Source organism: Intrasporangium zincisolvens (genome assembly GCF_034724055.1).
Classification (GTDB): Bacteria; Actinomycetota; Actinomycetes; order Actinomycetales; family Dermatophilaceae; genus Monashia; species Monashia zincisolvens.
Map to the genome: position 1 here is coordinate 62,267 of NZ_JAWIIL010000008.1, position 18,712 is coordinate 80,978.

General features: G+C 69.0%; 16 protein-coding genes. 9 read left to right on the forward strand and 7 right to left on the reverse strand.

All coding sequences use genetic code 11. The features are described from left to right. Window positions 1-30: 30 nt before the first annotated feature. Window positions 31-624: an arsenate reductase/protein-tyrosine-phosphatase family protein gene (locus tag RY076_RS18350; protein WP_323100603.1), complete on the reverse strand. Its 594-nt coding sequence runs from the start codon at window positions 622-624 to the stop codon at window positions 31-33. A 493-nt stretch (window positions 625-1,117) separates the two neighbouring features. Between RY076_RS18350 and RY076_RS18355 the strand changes: the two genes are divergently transcribed. Beyond that, on the forward strand, window positions 1,118-2,503 hold the full coding sequence (locus RY076_RS18355) for a right-handed parallel beta-helix repeat-containing protein (protein ID WP_323100604.1): 1,386 nt from the start codon (window positions 1,118-1,120) through the stop codon (window positions 2,501-2,503). A 64-nt stretch (window positions 2,504-2,567) separates the two neighbouring features. Here the strand turns inward: RY076_RS18355 and RY076_RS18360 are convergent, their stop codons facing one another. Further along, a complete protein-coding gene (locus RY076_RS18360; RefSeq protein WP_323100605.1) occupies window positions 2,568-3,911 on the reverse strand; it encodes a UDP-glucose dehydrogenase family protein in 1,344 nt (447 codons plus the stop codon). Window positions 3,912-3,984: 73 nt separating this feature from the next. Between RY076_RS18360 and rfbB the strand changes: the two genes are divergently transcribed. The 8 genes from rfbB (at window position 3,985) to RY076_RS18400 (ending at window position 13,114) form a co-directional block, all read left to right on the forward strand. Continuing rightward, window positions 3,985-4,998: a dTDP-glucose 4,6-dehydratase gene (gene rfbB, locus RY076_RS18365; RefSeq protein ID WP_323100606.1), complete on the forward strand. Its 1,014-nt coding sequence runs from the start codon at window positions 3,985-3,987 to the stop codon at window positions 4,996-4,998. Beyond that, window positions 4,995-5,858 (forward strand): dTDP-4-dehydrorhamnose reductase, encoded by an 864-nt coding sequence (rfbD, locus tag RY076_RS18370; protein WP_323100608.1) that lies wholly within the window; start codon window positions 4,995-4,997, stop codon window positions 5,856-5,858. The genes rfbB and rfbD overlap by 4 nt, the downstream gene beginning before the upstream one ends. A 68-nt stretch (window positions 5,859-5,926) precedes the next feature. Beyond that, window positions 5,927-6,514 carry an acyltransferase gene (locus tag RY076_RS18375; protein ID WP_323100609.1) on the forward strand — a complete coding sequence of 196 codons (588 nt, stop codon included), beginning with the start codon at window positions 5,927-5,929 and terminating at the stop codon, window positions 6,512-6,514. A 22-nt stretch (window positions 6,515-6,536) separates the two neighbouring features. Then, window positions 6,537-7,826, forward strand: coding sequence for a nucleotide sugar dehydrogenase (locus RY076_RS18380; protein ID WP_323100611.1), 1,290 nt, complete (start codon window positions 6,537-6,539; stop codon window positions 7,824-7,826). A 91-nt stretch (window positions 7,827-7,917) separates the two neighbouring features. Next, entirely contained in the window at window positions 7,918-9,660 is a 1,743-nt protein-coding gene (locus tag RY076_RS18385; RefSeq protein WP_323100612.1) for a glycosyl hydrolase family 28-related protein, read from the forward strand. Window positions 9,661-9,712: 52 nt separating this feature from the next. Next, complete coding sequence (locus RY076_RS18390; protein WP_323100613.1) at window positions 9,713-10,801, forward strand: DegT/DnrJ/EryC1/StrS family aminotransferase; 1,089 nt, start codon at window positions 9,713-9,715, stop codon at window positions 10,799-10,801. Then, window positions 10,801-11,790, forward strand: a complete 990-nt coding sequence (locus tag RY076_RS18395; RefSeq protein ID WP_323100615.1) for a Gfo/Idh/MocA family protein — start codon at window positions 10,801-10,803, stop codon at window positions 11,788-11,790. Before RY076_RS18390 ends, RY076_RS18395 begins: the two co-directional genes overlap by 1 nt. 7 nt (window positions 11,791-11,797) lie before the next feature. Then, a complete protein-coding gene (locus tag RY076_RS18400) occupies window positions 11,798-13,114 on the forward strand; it encodes a lipopolysaccharide biosynthesis protein (RefSeq protein WP_323100617.1) in 1,317 nt (438 codons plus the stop codon). Here RY076_RS18400 and RY076_RS18405 read toward each other — a convergent pair. The 5 genes from RY076_RS18405 to RY076_RS18425 are packed head-to-tail and all read right to left on the reverse strand — an operon-like array spanning window position 13,023 to window position 18,582. Then, on the reverse strand, window positions 13,023-14,429 hold the full coding sequence (locus RY076_RS18405; protein ID WP_323100618.1) for an O-antigen polymerase: 1,407 nt from the start codon (window positions 14,427-14,429) through the stop codon (window positions 13,023-13,025). The two genes, RY076_RS18400 and RY076_RS18405, sit on opposite strands and share 92 nt — an antisense overlap. Before the next feature lies 1 nt (window position 14,430). After that, complete coding sequence (locus RY076_RS18410; protein ID WP_323100620.1) at window positions 14,431-15,324, reverse strand: glycosyltransferase family 2 protein; 894 nt, start codon at window positions 15,322-15,324, stop codon at window positions 14,431-14,433. Beyond that, the gene (gene wecB, locus RY076_RS18415) at window positions 15,321-16,451 is read right to left on the reverse strand and encodes a non-hydrolyzing UDP-N-acetylglucosamine 2-epimerase (protein ID WP_323100621.1); all 1,131 of its coding nucleotides are present in this window, start codon (window positions 16,449-16,451) and stop codon (window positions 15,321-15,323) included. The genes RY076_RS18410 and wecB overlap by 4 nt, the downstream gene beginning before the upstream one ends. Next, a complete protein-coding gene (locus RY076_RS18420) occupies window positions 16,445-17,554 on the reverse strand; it encodes a polysaccharide biosynthesis C-terminal domain-containing protein (RefSeq protein WP_323100623.1) in 1,110 nt (369 codons plus the stop codon). Before RY076_RS18420 ends, wecB begins: the two co-directional genes overlap by 7 nt. Beyond that, on the reverse strand, window positions 17,551-18,582 hold the full coding sequence (locus tag RY076_RS18425) for a polysaccharide biosynthesis protein (RefSeq protein WP_323100625.1): 1,032 nt from the start codon (window positions 18,580-18,582) through the stop codon (window positions 17,551-17,553). Before RY076_RS18425 ends, RY076_RS18420 begins: the two co-directional genes overlap by 4 nt. Window positions 18,583-18,712: the final 130 nt, after the last annotated feature.

The window sequence follows — 18,712 nt, forward strand, 5'->3', positions numbered from 1 at the left end:
GCGGCCTCTCGCGTGCGTGGCTGCGGGGGTTCAGACCCGGGCCGACCCGACGACCGACGCGAGCGCGGTGACGACGACGTCCAGCTGGTCCTCGATGCGGGACAAGGCGTCCTCGTGCACGCGTGCGGACTGCCTGAAGGGATCGACGACGTCGATCTCGTCGGCGTCGCGGGGCACCACCGTGCCTCGCGCGGCGGCCGCCTCGGTCACCACCTGGTCGAGCCACGGCTGCGTCGGCAGGATCGAGCGCCAGGTGCGCGACTCGGCGCACAGGTCGGCGAAGTCGCCGAGGGCGAAGATGCGACGCATCGCCGCCGGGCGCAGCCGGGCCACCTGGCCCCGGTGTGCCCGGGTCATCGTCAACACGAGGCCGGCGGCATCGACCATCTCCGGGCTCACCTGGCGCGCACGGAAGTCGGTGACGTCGGCCCCGAGGCGACGCAGCTGCTCTCGCGTCGCGTCCTCGATGCCCGATCCGACGACCGCGCCGGTCCCGGCGCTCTGGATCAGAGCCCCGGCGTTGGGCAGGAGCTGCCGCAGGCGACGCTCCGCGTAGGGCGAGCGGCAGATGTTGCCGGTGCAGATGAAAAGAATGCCGCGGGTCTGAGGGTTGTCCCCGAGCACCGAACCCCCTAGGTCGATCTCGACATGCCAACTGGCATGGACCCATGGTAGGTCGCCAATCTGGGCATTCCCGGGAGAACCGCTCGGATTCGTCAAGAAAGGGTAAATACAGTCAGATCGGAAGGAATGAATCAGGCATACGGCGCATGTCGGGTTTCCTTGGTACGCAACAAAACTCAAGATTGCGAAATCGACGGACGAGAGTCCGAACCGGGATCTACCTTGGTCGCACGTCGAGTCGCTGGGGGGCGAGGTTCTCGACGGGTCACGGGGAGGGGAGGGACCCGCCATGTCCATGCGCCGATTTTTCGCAGCCTCGGCAGCTGCCGCCACAATCTTGGCTGCGGGATCACCGGGAAGCCAGTTGCGGGCCAGCGAGGTGACCGACCTCGGAGCAATGGACCCGGTTGTCGCATCCGCCGTCAGCACCCCGGGCACTGAGACACAGTCGGCACTCGACGATCGATACCTTCAGCTTGGGGACGCTGCTGCCGTGGTCGACGCTCACGTGGGTCCGACGCTCTCCGCGCCGTCGTCTGGCGACAGCACAAGCATCCTGAGGGCGTTCCTGGCCACGTCCACGCCACGGGGGGTGAAACGGCTCATTGGCTCGTTCTCCGTATCAAGTGGCTTGATGGTCCCCGCGGGTGTGTATCTCGACGCCTCCCAGGCCACCATCACCCAGACGGCCTCAAACGCCGTCACCCTCACCCTTGGCTCCGGATCCACGCTGTTCGGCGGGCAGTTCATCGGCAAGGGCACCGACTACGTCGCAGGTAGCTCCCCGCTTGCCATGGGCGTCTCCGTCGCTGCCGACAACGTCACGATTTCCCAGACGAGGTTCACCAACTTCTCCGGTGCGGCGATCCGGCTCAGCGGCACAGCCGGTGTCCGGATCGTTGGCGTCACCATCGTTGGCGTCGGGCCGGGCATCTCCTCGGGAGTCGGTTCCCCGGGCTTTGGCATTCTCCTCAGCGGCGGTAACTCATACGTGGGGATCAACGACGTCGACATCTCTGGGACGTCCCAGGGCATCATCGGGTCGCTCACCGACACGCACGTTATGATCGATGGCTCGCACATTCACGACATCCGCGGCCAGCACGGGGTGTACCTACAGAACGGCACTGGCGTGAACATCGCCGGCCTGGACCTGAGATCCATCCCCTTGAACGGGCTGAAGATCCAGTTGTCTGCGGCAAGCGCTGGTGACTCGGTCGCGACCTCGATCACGGGGGTCACGGCCGACTCGTGCGGAGACGTCGCCGTCAGCCTCAACAACACGGCCTCCGACCTCAGATCAGCCAAGAAGTTCCGAGCCGTCACCGTCTCAAACGTCACGGCCACGAACTGCGGGCGGGGGCTGTACCTCGGGTCGGTGCGAGGCGGCACCATCAGCAACGTCGCCGTCTATAACTGCATGCTCGACGGACTGACAATCCTCGACAGCCACGACGTCGAAGGCACGGCGCTCGTGGTCGACACCTGCGGTCGCGTCGGTCTACGTTTCTCGTCCACGACGGGGTCGAGTCAGGATCGAATCCGTTTGTCGGGCGTCCGCATCCACAACGCCGGGAACAAGAACGTGGCGAGGAACATCTACGGCGTCTACGTTGCACAGGGCTCCAACATCACCCTCGATGGACTCGTCGTCACCGCCACCAACAGGTTCATGCAGTACGGCCTGTTTCTAGCCTCCACGGTTGCAAGGGACCAGCGGACGTTCGCCTTGCGGAACGCCGATCTGTCCGGCGACACCGGTTCGTCGGCCAGATTCCAGAATCCGAGGACCACGGTCAAGGACTGGGGCAACAACCGGATGACAGGTGCCCCGACGTTCAAGCCAACAGGAGTGTCCGCTGTCGTTGCGGTGCCCTAGTCGACGTGGCCGCACAACCGCTGCGAGAGGAGTCGGGCGTTTGACCGCAATTCGTGTCGCAGGGTTACCAGCCGATCCTGGCGCGGCGGCCCATCCCGCGGTAGTCCCATCCGGCCTCGGACCACGCCTGGGGGTCGAGGACATTGCGTCCGTCGATGACGCGCGGGACCGCGACGAGCGTCTTGGCGCGCGCAGGGTCGAGCTGGACGTACTCCTTCCACGCGGTGAGGAGGATGACGAGCTCGGCGCCGGCGAGGGCCTCGTCGGCCGTGTCGACGATGTGCAGGTCGGGGCGCATCCGTCGCACGATGCCCGAGGCGGCGGGGTCGGTGGCCACGACGTGGGCGCCGCGACCCCACAGGCGTCCGGCGATGTCGAGGGCCGGCGAGTCGCGCACGTCGTCGCTGTCCGGCTTGAAGGTGAGGCCGAGGACCGCGACCTTGACGCCGACGAGACGTCCGCCGGCCATCTCGGAGGCGAGGTCGACGGCATGGTCGCGGCGGCGCATGTTGATCGAGTCGACCTCGCGCAGGAAGGTCAGCGACTGGTCGACACCCATCTCGCCGGCCCGGGCCATGAAGGCGCGGATGTCCTTGGGCAGGCAGCCGCCGCCGAAGCCGATGCCGGCCTGGAGGAACTTCGGCCCGATGCGGTCGTCGTGGCCGATGGCCTCGGCGAGCTTGGACACGTCGGCGCCGGCGACGTCGCACAGCTCGGCCATCGAGTTGATGAACGAGATCTTGGTGGCGAGGAAGGAGTTGGCGGCGACCTTGACGAGCTCGGCGGTCGGGTAGTTGAGCAGCAGACGGGGCGTCCCCGCCGCGATGATCGGCGCGTAGACCTCGTCGAGTAGGGCGCGGCCTAGGTCACCGCGCTCGACGTCGTCGGGCAGTCCGTAGACGACGCGGTCGGGGTGCTGGGTGTCCTTGACGGCAAAGCCTTCGCGCAGGAACTCGGGGTTCCACACGACGACGGCGTCGAGGCCCGCCTCGGCGAAACGGTCGGCCATCGCCTGGGCGGTGCCGACGGGGACCGTCGACTTGCCGACGACGACGATCGGGCCGTCCGGGTGCGGCTGGGCGTTGGCGATGATGTCGTCGACGGCCGACCACACGTAGCTCATGTCGGCCGCGTAGCTGCCGCCCCGCTGCGGCGTTCCGACGGCGATGAAGTGGACGCGGGCGTCGGCGAGCTGCGACTTGTCGGTGGTGAAGACGAGGGTGCCGGCGTCGACGCCCTGGCGCAGCAGCGGCGCGAGGCCAGGCTCGTGGAACGACGGGATCCCCGCGGCGAGCTTCTCGACCTTGTCGGGGTCGACCTCCACCCCGACGACGTCGTGGCCGAAGTCGGCCATGCAGGCGGCGTGGACCGCACCGAGGTATCCGCATCCGATGACCGAGATCTTCACGCCGGGCAGCATATCGAGGGGTGGGAAACAGGAGGTGGCCGCGAGGTTTCCCCCGCTTCGTTACCCTCGCCTCATGCGCGTCCTCGTGACCGGCGGTGCCGGGTTCATCGGCTCGAACTTCGTGCTCCGGGCCCGCGAGACGCGCCCGGACTGGACGTTGACGGTGCTCGATGCCATGACGTACGCCGCCAACCGCCGGTCGCTCGCGCCCGTCCTGGCCGAATCCGGTGGCGACGGTTCCGTACGGCTCGTCGAGGGGTCGGTGGCCGACGCGTCGCTCGTCGACCCGCTCGTCGCCGACCACGACGTGGTCGTGCACTTTGCCGCCGAGTCGCACAACGACAACTCCCTCGACTCGCCGTGGCCTTTCGTCGAGAGCAACGTCGTGGGCACCTTCACCCTGCTCGAGGCGATCCGCCGCCACGACCGGCGCCTGCACCACATCTCGACCGACGAGGTGTACGGCGACCTCAAGCTCGACGACCACGAGCGGTTCACCGAGAAGACGCCTGTCAACCCGTCCTCGCCGTACTCGGCCACCAAGGCGGGCGCCGACCTGCTCGTGCGGGCCTGGATCCGGTCGTTCGGCATCAAGGCGACGGTCTCGAACTGCTCGAACAACTACGGGCCGCGCCAGCACGTCGAGAAGTTCATCCCGAGGCAGATCACGAACATCCTCGACGGAATCCGGCCCAAGCTCTACGGTTCCGGGCTCAACGTGCGCGACTGGATCCACGTCGACGACCACAACGACGCCGTCATCGCGATCCTCGAGCAGGGCCGGCTCGGCGAGACGTACCTCATCGGCGCGGACGGCGAGCGCGACAACCTCGACATCGTCCGGATGCTCCTCGAGATCATGGACCGGCCCGCCGACTGGTTCGACCACGTCGATGACCGCCCCGGCCACGACCTGCGCTACGCGATCGACGCGACGAAGCTGCGCCTCGAGACCGACTGGCGGCCGCGGTACGCCGACATCCGCGCGGGCCTCGAGCAGACGGTGGAGTGGTACCGCGCCAACCCCGAGTGGTGGCAGGCGGCCAAGGTCGAGGCCGAGCGCACCTACGCCAGGCTCGGCCGATGACCGTCGGCCCCGACGCCGTCGGCGCCGGTCGCGTGCTCGTGACGGGCGCGAGCGGCATGCTCGCCCACGACCTCGTGCCGGCGCTCCGAGCCGCCGGCTGGGTCGTCACGGCCATGGACCGCGACGACCTCGACGTCACCGACGCCGCCCAGTGCGTCGCGGCCGTCGAGGGCCACGACCTCGTCGTCAACACCGCGGCCTACACCCGGGTCGATGACGCCGAGACGGACGAGCCGGCGGCCTTCGCCGTCAACGCCATCGGGGCCGCCAACGTCGCCCGGGCCTGCACCCGGGGCGGCGCCCGCCTCGTGCACCTCTCGACCGACTACGTCTTCGACGGCACCGCGACCGAGCCCTACGCCGTCGACCACCCGGTCGCACCACGCTCGGCCTACGGGCGCACCAAGGCGGCCGGCGAGTGGGCCGTGCGTGCGCTGTGCCCCCAGTCGTGGGTCGTCCGCACGGCTTGGCTCTACGGTGCCGGCGGGCCGAACTTCGTCGCCACGATGCTGCGCCTGGCCTCTGAGCGCGACACCGTGTCGGTCGTCGACGACCAGGTGGGCCAGCCGACGTGGACGGCCGACCTCGCCGACCTCATCCTGCGGCTCGTGGCGGCCGGCGCGCCCTACGGCACCCACCACGGCACCTCGAGCGGCCAGACGACGTGGTTCGGGCTCGCTCGGGCGGCCTTCGAGCTGAGCGGCCTGCCACCGGAGCGGGTGTTGCCGACGACGTCCGACGCCTTCCCCCGCCCCGCCCCCCGCCCCGCGTGGAGCGTGCTGTCGCACGTCTCGCTCGTCGACGCCGGCATTGTCCCGATCCGCGACTGGCGCGAGGCCCTTGTCGCGTCTCGCGCGTAATGTCGGCTTCGTGGTGGTGTGCCCCGTAGACTCACGGTGGCTTTTCCAGCAGTGGACGGGGTTTCGGGATGTTCGTGCACGACAGCGCCGATGTCGCTGCCGAAGCGGTGATCGGTGACGGTTCGAAGGTCTGGCACCTTGCACAGGTTCGCGAGGGGGCTGTCCTGGGCCGCACCTGCGTGATCGGCCGCGGCGCCTACATCGGCGCCGGTGTGCGCCTCGGCGACAACTGCAAGGTGCAGAACCACGCGCTCGTCTATGAGCCCGCGGTCGTGGGGGACGGCGTGTTCATCGGCCCGGCCGTCGTCTTCACCAACGACCACTTCCCTCGTGCGGTCGCGCCGGACGGTTCGCTGAAGTCTGCCGAGGACTGGGAGCCCGTCGGGGTCACCGTCGGCGACGGTGCCTCGATCGGGGCCCGTGCGGTCTGCGTCGCGCCTGTGACGATCGGGCGCTGGGCCATGGTCGCGGCCGGGGCCGTCGTGACCAACGACGTGCCCGACCACGCACTGGTCGCCGGGGTCCCAGCTCGCCGGATCCGCTGGGTCGGCCGAGCCGGCGTGCCACTCGAGCAGACCGACACCGTGTGGCGCTGCCCGGAGACGGGCGAGACCTACGAAGAAGTCGGCGACACCCTCCGCCTCGTGCAGGCCTGAGCCACTCACAAAGGACCACATCGTGAAGATCACCACCGTCGGGCTCGGCAAGATCGGGCTCCCGCTGGCCGTGCAGTTCGCCGCTATGGGCCACGACGTCGTCGGCGCTGACGTCAACGCGTCGACCGTCGAGCTCGTCAACGCCGGCCGCGAGCCCTTCCCCGGTGAGGCGTACCTGTCCGACAAGCTCGCCGATGTCGTGGGCGCCGGCCGCCTGACTGCGACGACAGACACGACCGCCGCAGTGCGCGAGAGCGATGCCGTGGTCGTCGTCGTGCCTCTCTTCGTCGACACTGACGGCGTTCCCGACTTCGGCTGGATGGACTCGGCGACACGCGACATCGCGGCCGGACTCCGGGCCGGCACCCTCGTCGCCTACGAGACGACGCTGCCCGTGGGCACGACCCGCACCCGGTGGAAGCCGATGCTCGAAGAAGGCTCGGGCCTGACGGAGGGCGCCGACTTCCACCTCGTCTTCTCCCCCGAGCGCGTCCTCACCGGACGCGTCTTCGAGGACCTGCGCAAATACCCCAAGCTCGTCGGCGGCCTGAGTGCCGAAGGGGCCAAGGCGGCCACTGCCTTCTACGAGTCGGTGCTCGAGTTCGACGACCGGCGGGACCTTGAGCGTGGCAACGGCGTCTGGGACCTCGGCTCAGCCGAGGCCGCCGAGATGGCCAAGCTCGCCGAGACCACCTACCGCGACGTCAACATCGGCCTCGCCAACCAGTTCGCTGTCTTCGCCCAGCGGGCCGGCATCGACGTCTACCAGGTCATCGAGGCGTCAAACTCCCAGCCCTACAGCCACATCCACCGCCCGGGCATCGCTGTCGGTGGACACTGCATCCCGGTCTACCCGCGGCTCTACCTCTGGAACGACGAGGACGCGACGGTTGTGCGGGCTGCGCGCGAGGCCAACGCTGCGATGCCCGGCTTCGCCGTCGGGATGGCGAAGGGCGCCTACGGCGACCTCACCGGCGCGAAGGTCGTGGTGCTGGGGGCGAGCTACCGCGGCGGGGTCAAGGAGACTGCGTTCTCCGGTGTCTTCGGCACGGCCGAGGCTCTGCGGGCCGAGGGCGCCGAGGTGACGGTGCACGACCCGATGTACTCCGATGAAGAGCTCAGCGCGCTCGGCTTCGAGCCCCACGCCATGGGCGCGGAGGTCGCCGTCGCGATCCTCCAGACCGACCACGCCGAGTACCGAGGACTCACCGCGGCGGACCTGCCGGGTGTGACCGTCGTCATCGACGGTCGCAGCGTGCTGGACGCGGATGCCTTCCCCGACGCGCAGGTGCTCACCATCGGCCGAGGTTGAGTCCTCCCGTCTGCGATCTCCTCGACCGGCAGCACGGAACCTATCGGGCAAATACCATGAATGGGACAGACCTGGCCAAGGGGAGGCAGCGATGACCGACTACGCACGCAGGCAGTGGCTCGGGCGAGCGGCAGTCGGCGGCGTGGGCGCCGCGCTGACGGTCGCGGCAGTCCCACCCCCGGCCATGGCGGCAGCGGCGACGTCCGCCGGCGTGAACGTTCGTGACTACGGCGCCCTGGGCGACGGAACGAGCGACGACACGGCGGCCGTGCAGCGTGCGATCGCCGCGGCGGGGGGCGACCTAGTGTACTTTCCCGCCGGCACGTACCCGCTCAACAAGGTGGCCGTCACCACGGCAGCAGACCTCATGCTCGGGATCGGGGCCACCCTGCGGCACCTGCCGGCGGGCGCCGACGACTACATGATCGGATTCGCATCGACGTTCCTGCGGATCCGAGGCGGCGTCCTGGACGGCAACAAGTCCAACCAGACAGGGCGCACGTCCCTGGTGGCCGGGGCCGTGCCCTCAGGCCGCCGCCTGGTCCTGGAAGGCGTCACGGTGGTCAACTCAGTGAAGGCCGCCGTTTACGCATACACGTTCGGCGGGACAATCTCCATCGACTCGTGCACCTTCGAGGGACAGGCCGAGCACGACGGCACCCCGGGCCACTACACCGCCATCCTCGCGGTCGTCAGCGGTCAGGCCGGGGCCAAGGGATCCGTCTCGTTCAACCACAACCACGCGGTCGGGACCGCTGCCCCGAGGATCACCGGCGGGTTCCCGGGCGGGGTGTTCATGGCCCCGAGCACCGGCTCGACCACGGGTACGGGCGCGACCCTCGAGGCGGTGGGGAACCACTTCCGGGGCTACGGCCAGAACTGCGCCGGCAACACGATCTCCCCCATCCACACCTACCCCGCAGTCTCGGGCGCCCGCGTCATCGGCAACTACTTCGAGGCCTGCGGGTCTGCGGCCGTCTCCGCCAAGAGCCTGGGTAACTTCGTCTGCGCCGACAACGTGATCGTCGACGGGACCGTCAATGAGGCCGGCGCGCCGGCCGAGGGCGCCATCACCTATGCCCCCTCCTACCTCGCCGGCTCCACCAGCTACCCGCGCGCGGTCATCAGCGGCAACGTCATCACCAAACCCGGCGGTACCGCCGCACGCCCCGCCAACGGCATCTGCGTCTTCGGCTCCGCCACCTCGACGGCGAGCCAGGTGATCGTGTCGAACAACGTGCTCGAGGGTTGCGGCACCGCTGTCACCGCCGCCTACGCCACCGACCTGACCATCGCCCAGAACATCATCACGGGACGTGACACCGGGCCCGTGGCGACGTCCGGCGCGATCCGCCTCGACAACTGCTTCGGGCGCATCAGCATCAGCGAGAACAAGATCCTCAACCGCCTGAACCACGCACTCTCCCTCTACACCGGCCTGGGCAAGGCCCAGATTCGCCTGCACGGCAACGAGATCCAGCAAGAGGCGGCCGGATACTACGGCGCCTTCCTCGGCGGCCTGGACCAGGCGTCCGTGGTCGCCAACACCTTCTCGGGCGGCGGCAGCTCCCTCACGGCGCGCGGGTCCGGGACGCAACACCTCAAGCGGTTCCACATGGATGCGTCCAACACGTTCGCCCCCGGCCGCAGCCCGAACTTCGTGTGGGCCGACATCGACGCCGTCTTCGGCGACGTCGCGTACGTCAACTCACCCGTCGGCGCCGTGGCGCCCGGGGAGGTCGGCGTCCGCTACACCCAGCGCAACGGCACGCCGGGCAAGACGCTGTGGCTCTCGACCGGGACCACACGCACGTCGTGGGTCGCCCTCAGCTGAACGACGACCCGACGCTCACACGTCAACACGCCACATCGATCGCAGGAGAACCATGCAGCCCTTCATCCCCCCGGCCAAGCCGATCATCGGCGACGAGGAGCGGGAGGCCGTGGACCGGGTCATGCGTTCCGGCATGCTCGCCCAGGGGCCCGAGGTGGCCGCCTTCGAGCGTGAGTTCGCCGAGCACTTCTCCCTCGGGCGCGCGTGCGTGGCCGTCAACTCGGGAACCTCTGGCCAGCACCTGGGGCTCCTGGCGTGCGGCGTCGGCCCTGGCGACGAGGTGATCGTCCCCTCCTTCACGTTCGCCGCCACCGCGAACTCGGTCGCCCTCACGGGGGCCACCCCCGTGTTCGCCGACATCGACGCCGACGACTTCTGCCTCTCCCACACCGCGGTCGAGGCGGCCGTCACCGAACGCACCGTGGGCATCATGCCGGTCCACCTCTACGGCCACCCCGCGAAGATGCACCGCCTGACCCAGGTCGCCGAGCGGCACGGCATCCAGGTGTTCGAGGACGCGGCGCAGGCGCACGGCGCCTCGCTCAACGGAACCCCCGTGGGCGCCTTCGGCTCGTTCGCGATGTTCTCGCTCTACCCAACGAAGAACATGACGTCCGGTGAGGGCGGCATGGTCTCGGTGGCCGATCCGGACATCGAGCGACTGCTCCGGCTCTATCGCAACCAGGGCATGGAGAAGGCCTACCACAACGAGGTCGTGGGACTGAACAACCGGATGACCGACATCCACGCCGCCATCGGTCGAGTGCAGCTGACCAAGGTGGATACCTGGAACGAGCAGCGTCGTCGCAACGCGCACTTCTACTCGACCCACCTCGAGGGCGTCGTCACTCCGACGGTGGCCGACGGAGCGGTCCACGTCTTCCACCAGTACACCGTGCGGGTGCAGGACGACCGGGACGGCTTCGCGGCGGCACTCAGGGACGAGCACCAGGTGGGGTCCGGCATGTTCTACCCGGTGCCCAACCACCGGCTCAAGCCCTTCGACGTCGATGCCGACCTCCCCGAGACCGAGCGGGCCGCCGCGGAGTGCCTGTCGCTACCGGTTCATCCCTCGCTCACCGAGGGCGACCTGGAACGCGTCGTGGCTGCCGTCAACTCGCTCGTCAAGGCAGGTGTCTGATGGCGAACCTACGGGCCGGCCTCATCGGCCTCGGGATGATGGGCCGCCACCACGCCCGGGTGCTGTCATCGCTCGACGGCGTCGACCTCGCCGCCGTGGCCGATCCCGGCGGCGACCCGCACGGGGTCGCCTCAGGCCTAGGGGTGCTCGACGGCGTGGACGCCATCGTGCGGGCGGGCGTCGACTACTGCGTCGTCGCGGTGCCCACGGTGTTCCACGAGGAGATCGGCCTGACCCTGGCCGAGGCCGGCGTGCACGCGCTCATCGAGAAGCCCCTGGCCCCCGAGGTCGAGTCTGCTCGGCGGCTGACCGATGCCTTCGAGCGACAGGGGCTCATCGGGGCCGTGGGCCACATCGAGCGATACAACCCGGCCCTGCAGAACGCTCGTCAGCGGATCGAGGCCGGCGAGCTCGGCCGGGTCTTCCAGGTGACGACGAGGCGGCAGGGCCCGTTCCCGGCCCGCATCGCGGACGTCGGAGTGGTCAAGGACCTGGCCACGCACGACATCGACCTGACGGCATGGGTGACGCAACGCACCTACACCCACATCAGCGCGCAGACCGCGTTCCGCAGCGGCCGCGAGCACGAGGACCTCGTTGCCGCGACGGGGCTGCTGAGCGACGGCACCGTCACCAACCACCTCGTCAACTGGCTCTCGCCCCTGAAGGAGCGCGTCACCACCATCACCGGGGAGAAGGGCGCCTTCGTCGCCGACACGCTGACGGCCGACCTCACCTTCTACGCCAACGGCTCCGTGAAGGTGGTGCGCGACGACATCGCACAGTTCAGAGGAGTCTCGGAAGGCGACGTCATCCGGTACGCGATGACCAAGCCCGAGCCCCTGCGCACCGAGCACGAGCAGTTCCGCGACGCCGTCCTCGGCCGTCCGTCCGACATCGTCACCATGCGCGCCGGGACCGAGACGGTGCGCATCGCCGAAGCCTGCATCGCCTCGGCTCGACAGGCCACCGCGCAGCCGGTGGGCTGAACCGACGATGTCTCCCGCTGCCACGGCCCGACGCGCGGCGACCCTGCTGCGCCGCCACACTGGGCTGCTCTCGATCGCGGGTGGCAGCGCCGCGGGACAGCTGGCCGCGTTCCTGTTGCTGCCGGTCGTGTCGCGCCTCTACGACCCCTCCGACTTCGGTGCCCTCGCCGTGGTCACCGCCTACGCCGTCACGCTGGCGACCTTCGCGACCCTGCGCCTTGAGCTGGCCGTCCCCTTGGCTCGGTCCGACGACGATGCCTTCCGGCTCGTCTTCCTCGCGCTCGCCTGCAGCCTTCTCGTGGCTGTCCTGACCGGCGTGGGCCTGGCCTTCTTCGGCGAGGACGCGGGTCGAGCGCTCGGACATGCGGACTACTCCTCGGTCCTGTGGATGATGGCGCCGCTGATGTTCGCCTACGCGGCGTACCTCGCGCTCGCCCAGGCGGCGGTGCGGCAGGAGCGCCTGACCGCGGTGGGCACACGCAACACTCTCCAGCCCTTGGTCACGACCGGCGCGCAGGTCGGCCTCGGAATCATCTGGCCGACACCGGCCGCCCTGATCGCCGGCGCCGCGCTGGGGTACGGGACCGGAGCTGCATCTCTGCTGCGACCGCGTCACGCACGCCGTGCACGCCGGGAGCTACAGCCGGCCGACCTCTGGGAGACCGTCTCGCGCCACCGCCGCTACCCACTGACGCTCCTGCCCGCCGGCGTGATGAACACTCTCGGCCTGCAGCTGCCGGTCGTGTTCGTCGCGTGGCGGTACGGGACCGACAGCGCCGGCTCGTTCGGCATGGCTCTGCGGGTCCTCGGCCTACCCGTCACCCTCATCGGGGCCGCCATGGCGCAGGTCTACCTGGCTCGGGTCGCCAAGCAGGTGCGATCCGGGCAGGCCAACGCCTGGGTCTCCTTCGTGCGTGCCACCCGAGCACTGCTCCTGGCCGGCGCCGGCTTCCTCGTCGCGGTGCTGGCGCTGGCTCCGTGGGCCTTCTCCACGGTGCTGGGCGCGCAGTGGGCCGACGCGGGACGCTACGCGCAGGTCCTCGCCATCGCTGTGGCTTCCCAGCTGGTGGCCGTGCCGCTCTCGCAGACTCTCATCGCGACGGGTCGGCTCGGACTGCAGCTCGCCTGGGACGCCACACGGCTCGTCGTGGTGACCGGCGCCTTGCTCCTGCCGGCGACCGTGGGCTGGAACGCCACCGCCACGATCCTGACCTACAGCCTCGCGAGCGCACTCATGTACGCGGTGATGTGGCTCCTCTGTGCCCGCGCGGCTCGCTCGAGCGATGCCCGTGCGGAGCCCGCGGCCGAACCGGTGACGAGCTGATCGAGCGCTGACCCGCATCCGGTTCGAGCGTCTCAGGTGACACGTCCGCGTGCGCGCTGGCCGCTTGGCGACGCCCCCACAGCCACAAGACGGCGTACGTGACGAGACCCGTATTGAGAAGGCTCTCCGGACCACCGGCGGCCCAGAAGCCGATCGAGGTCGACACCCCCGCGACCCCGACGGCCTCGAGTGAGCCGCGGACGCTGCCATCCATCGAACGCAGGCTCACCAAGGCGACGAGGGCCCCGAGCACCACGGGGACGATGACGATGCCACCCCATCCAAAGTTGTGGTAGATCGACCCCCAGACAGACGGTGGAGCTGTTCCTCGGTCGGTGCCGTAGAGCATCTGGTAGATCCGGTTGGGCAAGTCCGTGCCGGGCGAGCCCGGAAGGATCCCGAGCAGACCTCGGGCCCACTCAGCGCCCCACTGGATGGGTTGCTCGTAGATGTAGCGGAACCCGGCCACTGCCGACTCCTGTTGGACCTGGAACACGCGGCTCCCAAGCTCGCGCCCAGCGATCCAGATGCGATCGACGACCGAGGCGTCCTGCCCCAGCAGGGTGTTGCTCCGGCCCAGAGCGACGGTGGAGGTGAGCATGAACACCAGACCTGCAGGCAGGATCAGCCAGCTGCGACGCGGCAGGTTGCGACCGTTCATCAGGTAGAGGAAGTACGCCGCCACGACGAGGAACTGGATGAAGGCGCCGCGCTGGCCCGTTCCCAGGATTCCGAACAGGGCGATGGCGACAAGGCTCGCTCCGAGCACGACATGGCTTTGCCGTTCGCGCCGCCAGTACACGAAGATCACAAGCAACAGCCCCGGCAGGATCGCGTTCTTGAACTGGTTGACGTACCCGGGATAGAGGTAGCGGTCGCCGGAGTAGGAGTCGAGGCGCGCGCCGGCGATATCCGCCTGGCCACCGGACAGCGAGTTCTTGAGCCCCTCGAAGAGCGCGCTGTAACCGACCGCGCTGTAGTACAGCACGATGATCAGGCACGAGAGGGCGACGAGCGCCCACACTGCCGGCAGCGGACGGACAGCGCGAAGCCGCTGGTGCGCGACGGGTCGGCGCGCACCAGCGGCCAGAACGAGGCCACTGCCGATGAAGTAGCCGATCATCGACACCAGCACGACGTAGCCGTACACCGTGTCGCTGGGCAGCGACGGCTCGAGGGAGGCGAAGGTCCCGATCGCCATGATCATCTGGATGTAGACGAACAGGGCATTGGCGTTGAGGATGCCGAACCGCCGCATGACGCTGACGTAGTACACCGCGAAGGCGACGCCGAGGACCAGCAGGAGGTCGAGCACGCTACTGGCCCCGCAGCCCGGACAGGAGCCGGAAGAAGCGCTTGCGCACGGCCCACAGGGCTGGGCTGGCCATGGCCGCCAAGCCCAGTCGGTCCGGCAGGGGCATCGAACGGTAGGCAAGCAGCTTCAGCACGCGCCCTTCGTGCCGAAGGGACTCCATGGCAGCCAGGTGGCCGAGGCGAGTGGTCAGGCCAGGGCTGAGGTCGAACCTCTGCTCCTCCAGCAGGGCGGACCACGCCCGGTGACGGGCGTGCATCGCCGCGGTCATCTCCGTGAAGGGCTTTGACCGGGGGTTGGAGTTGCCGGCGTGGATCCGGTAATGCAGGACCACGTGTGGCACGGACACCAGCTCCGAGGCCAGCTCGCCGATCAGCTCGCCGATCCACAGGTCCTCGGACGGCAGCGTGGGATCGATGGGGAAGATCACCTCGGCCAGGCCGCGCGTCATGGCGATCACGCCACCTGACTTGCTGGTCGCGTCGCCCTTGGGCAGCACCATGCCGTCGTGGGCCAGCGAGTCGGAGAGGGTCTGCAGCTTGAAGGACGCCGCGACCCGGTCGGTCGGAGGCCTTCCTTGGAGGGCACCGGCGCGGACCGCCAGTGAGTCGGGCGTCAGCAGGTCGTCACCACCGAGAAGCACGATGACGTCGCCACCCGCGGCCGCGAAAGCCTCGTTGAAGGCCGCGACCTTCCCTCGCTTGGCGCCGTCGCCGAGCTTCTTGACGCGCGGGTCGCTCGCAGCTGCCTGGTCCAGCCTGACCCCCGTCGCATCGGTCGACCCGTCGTCGACGAGGAGCAGCTCCCAGTCCTCATGGGTCTGGTCTCGCACGCTCTCGACCATGTCGAGCACGTACCGCTCCTCGTTGTGCACCGCGGAGAGAACGGAGACCTTCACGCCGTCCCCCGGATCCCGGCCCAGGCATGGTGGCGTCGCGCTGTGGAGACGACGAAGCGCACGGCCCGCTCGGAGGTGTCACGGATCGCGTAGTCGTCGGGAAGCCTGGACGGGCCGTCGGACCGAGCGCCGGAACGCACGAGCCTGACCGCCTCGACCACGTTGTCGGCACTGAGACCGGTCATCAGGATGCCGCCGGTGTCGAGCGCCTCCGGGCGTTCGATCGAGTCACGCAAAGTCACTGCCGGGAAGCCGAGCAGCGTGGACTCCTCGGCGATCGTCCCCGAGTCGGACAGGACGCACGCCGCGTGCAGCTGAAGGGCGTTGTAGTCGTGGAAGCCGAACGGCTCGTGGAAGACGATGCCCTCGGTCGGCCCGGCATCCGGGAGCGCCTCCAGGCGCTTGCGCGTGCGTGGGTGCGTGGAGACGAGGACGGGCAGGCCCCACTCGCTGCGGACCGCGCGGAGGCACTCGAGCAGCGCCGAGAGACGTTCGGGCGAGTCCACGTTCTCCTCCCGGTGCGCGCTCACGAGGAAGTAGCCGGACGGCTCGAGCTCGAGGCGGGACAGGACGTCCGCGGACCGGATCGCCTCCGCGTTCGCCTCGAGCACCTCGCGCATCGGTGAGCCCGTGAGCAGGATGCGACGCGGGTGCAGGCCCTCGGCGAGCAGGTTGCGACGCGCGTGCTCGGTGTACACCAGGTTGAAGTCGGCGACGTGGTCGACGAGCCGGCGGTTGGTCTCCTCCGGCACGTTCTCGTCGAAGCAGCGGTTGCCGGCTTCCATGTGGTACACGGGAATTCGCATCCGCTTGGCCATCACCGCCGCGATGCAGCTGTTGGTGTCACCCAGCACCAGGACGGCATCGGGGCGCTCCTGCTGCAGCACGGCCTCCGCCTTGATCAGGGTCTCGCCGAGCACGCGCCCGAGTGAGCTGGTGTCCACGCCGAGCATGTGGTCCGGCTGGCGCAGACCGAGGTCGCGGAAGAACACCTCGTTCAGCGAGTAGTCGTAGTTCTGGCCGGTGTGGACGAGGACGTGGTCCACCGAGGCGTCGAGCCGTTTGATCACCTCCGAGAGCCGGATCAGCTCCGGTCGTGTCCCGACGATGGTCATGACCTTCAGCATGCGAGAACCTTCTCGAGGAGCACCGGCTCCCGGTGCGTGTCGGGGTCGGCGGGGTCGAACAGCTCGTTGGTCCAGAACAGGGTGACGAGCTCGGTGTCACCGGTGTTGATGATGTTGTGGGCCCACAGGGTCGGCATGTCGATGACGACCGGGCGCTCCCCCGACACCTCGAAGTCGACGAGATCGTCGGTCAGGACCCGGCGGAGGCTGATGCGCGCCTGCCCGGACAGCACCACGAACCGTTCGATCTTGCGCAGGTGGAAGTGCTCTCCCCGGGCGATCCCGGGTCGGGTCGTCGACACAAACGTCTGCCCCTCGCCCCCGTGCGAGCGCACCGTCTCCACGAGGCGCCCGCGGTCGTCGCTGTGCTCGGTCAGAGCGATCGGGTACACGAGCGGGAAGAGACGCGCCCGCAGGGTGTTGAACAGGTCCACGTCGAGCTTGCCGTCCAGACGAGGGATGTCGCCGTTCGCGTACGTCGCCACGAAGCTCCGAAGTCGCTCCCACACGGCAGCAACCGACGTCTGCGTGCCGTCGGGGGTGCGCACACCGGCCTCACCCACCAAGCCATCGAGAAGTACCTCCGCTGCATCCTGCACGTGCAGCAGCGGAACGGGGCGATCGACGATGTCGGGTTCGCCTCCGGTCACTGCGAGGTCGACGAACGTGGCCACGAAGGAGTTGTACTGCGGCCGCCCGTGCTCCCCGAAGAGGTTGGGCAGCCTGACGTCGACGACGCTGGCACCGGTGCGCTCCGCAGCGCTCTGAAGGATCTCGGCCGCCGCGGCCTTGCCCGCGCCGTAGGGGGTCCCGTTTCCGCTCTGCACGGAGTTGGCGTACACGATCCTCCGGGGCCGCGGGGACGCCTCGAGGGCTGCCGCCAGGTCTTCGGCCAGGCGAACGTTCTCACGCTCGACGTGGTCGGGCTCTCCACGGTTCACCCCCGCGATGTGGATGACGGCGTCTGCGCCGGCGACCAGCTCCGACAACGAGGCCCACGACTCACGGTTGACTGCGAAGACCTCGTGCTCACTCAGCGCCCGGCACCGGACGCGCAGGTGCCAGCCGAGGAAACCGTCAGCCCCCGTGACGACGACCTTCACGCCGGGACGCCCGCGAGGAGACGGTCGAACTCCGGGAGCCGGAGCAGCAGCTGCTTGGTGGCCTCCACGTCGAGCCGCTCGGTGTTTTCGCTGGTGTAGTCGTCCACCCGCGCGGGCAGGTCCTCACCCTCATCGAAGTAGAGCTCGTACTGCAGTGAGCGGGCGTCGAGGGGGACCCGGAAGTAGTCGCCCTGGTCCTGCGCCTTCGCGATCTCCTCACGGCTCAGGAGCGTCTCGTGCATCTTCTCGCCGTGACGCATGCCCAGGCGGGTGATGGTCGGTGCCGACTCCCCCAGCAGCTCGGCTACCGCGCGCGCCAGCGTGTCGACGGTCGAAGCGGGTGCCTTCCGGACGAACAGGTCCCCGGGCTCGGCGTGGAGGAACGCGTGCTCCACGAGGTCGACCGACTCCTGCAGTGACATCAGGAAGCGCGTCATCGACGGTTCGGTGACGGTGAGCGCACGCCCCTCCTGCACCTGCCGGACGAAGAGCGGGATGACCGAGCCGCGGCTGTACATGACGTTGCCGTACCGCGTCACCGACACCGTGGTGCCCGAGCCGGGGTGGTTGCGCGCGAACGCCTGTGCGGTCTTCTCCATCAGAGCCTTGGACATGCCCATGGCGTTGACTGGGTAGACGGCCTTGTCGGTGCTCAGGCACACGACACTGCGCACACCGGCCGCCGCCGACGCCTCGATGACGTTGCGGCTGCCGACGACATTGGTCTTCACCGCCTGCTCGGGGAAGAACTCGCAGGAGGGCACCTGCTTGAGGGCGGCGGCATGGAAGACGAAGTCCGCCCCGACGGTCGCGGACTGGACGCTGTCGAGATCGCGCACGTCGCCGACGAACAGCTTGAGACGGGAGTCGTCGACGCGTCGGCGCATCTCGTCCTGCTTGGCCTCGTCGCGCGAGAGGACCCGGATCTGACCGACGCCGCGCCCCAGCAGGTGCTCGACCATGATCGACCCGAACGAACCGGTACCTCCCGTGATCAGGACGGTGGCCCCGTCGATGGAGGTGGTCATGACCTCACGCCCTCTCGGCTCGTGCGCCTGTCCATGTCCGTGCACATCCGCCGCTCGTCCCATCACTTCGTCCCGGTCGGTAGCATCCCAGCACCCGTCCTCGACGGCCGCCACGAGATGGCCGCTCCAT

Coding starts and splice junctions, on each gene's coding strand:
- rfbB (WP_323100606.1), top strand. CDS start 3,985: ATGCGCGTCCTCGTGACCGGCGGTGCCGGGTTCATCGGCTCGAACTTC.
- rfbD (WP_323100608.1), top strand. CDS start 4,995: ATGACCGTCGGCCCCGACGCCGTCGGCGCCGGTCGCGTGCTCGTGACG.
- RY076_RS18375 (WP_323100609.1), top strand. CDS start 5,927: ATGTTCGTGCACGACAGCGCCGATGTCGCTGCCGAAGCGGTGATCGGT.
- RY076_RS18385 (WP_323100612.1), top strand. CDS start 7,918: ATGACCGACTACGCACGCAGGCAGTGGCTCGGGCGAGCGGCAGTCGGC.
- RY076_RS18390 (WP_323100613.1), top strand. CDS start 9,713: ATGCAGCCCTTCATCCCCCCGGCCAAGCCGATCATCGGCGACGAGGAG.
- RY076_RS18395 (WP_323100615.1), top strand. CDS start 10,801: ATGGCGAACCTACGGGCCGGCCTCATCGGCCTCGGGATGATGGGCCGC.
- RY076_RS18400 (WP_323100617.1), top strand. CDS start 11,798: ATGTCTCCCGCTGCCACGGCCCGACGCGCGGCGACCCTGCTGCGCCGC.
- wecB (WP_323100621.1), bottom strand. CDS start 16,451: ATGCTGAAGGTCATGACCATCGTCGGGACACGACCGGAGCTGATCCGG.
- RY076_RS18425 (WP_323100625.1), bottom strand. CDS start 18,582: ATGACCACCTCCATCGACGGGGCCACCGTCCTGATCACGGGAGGTACC.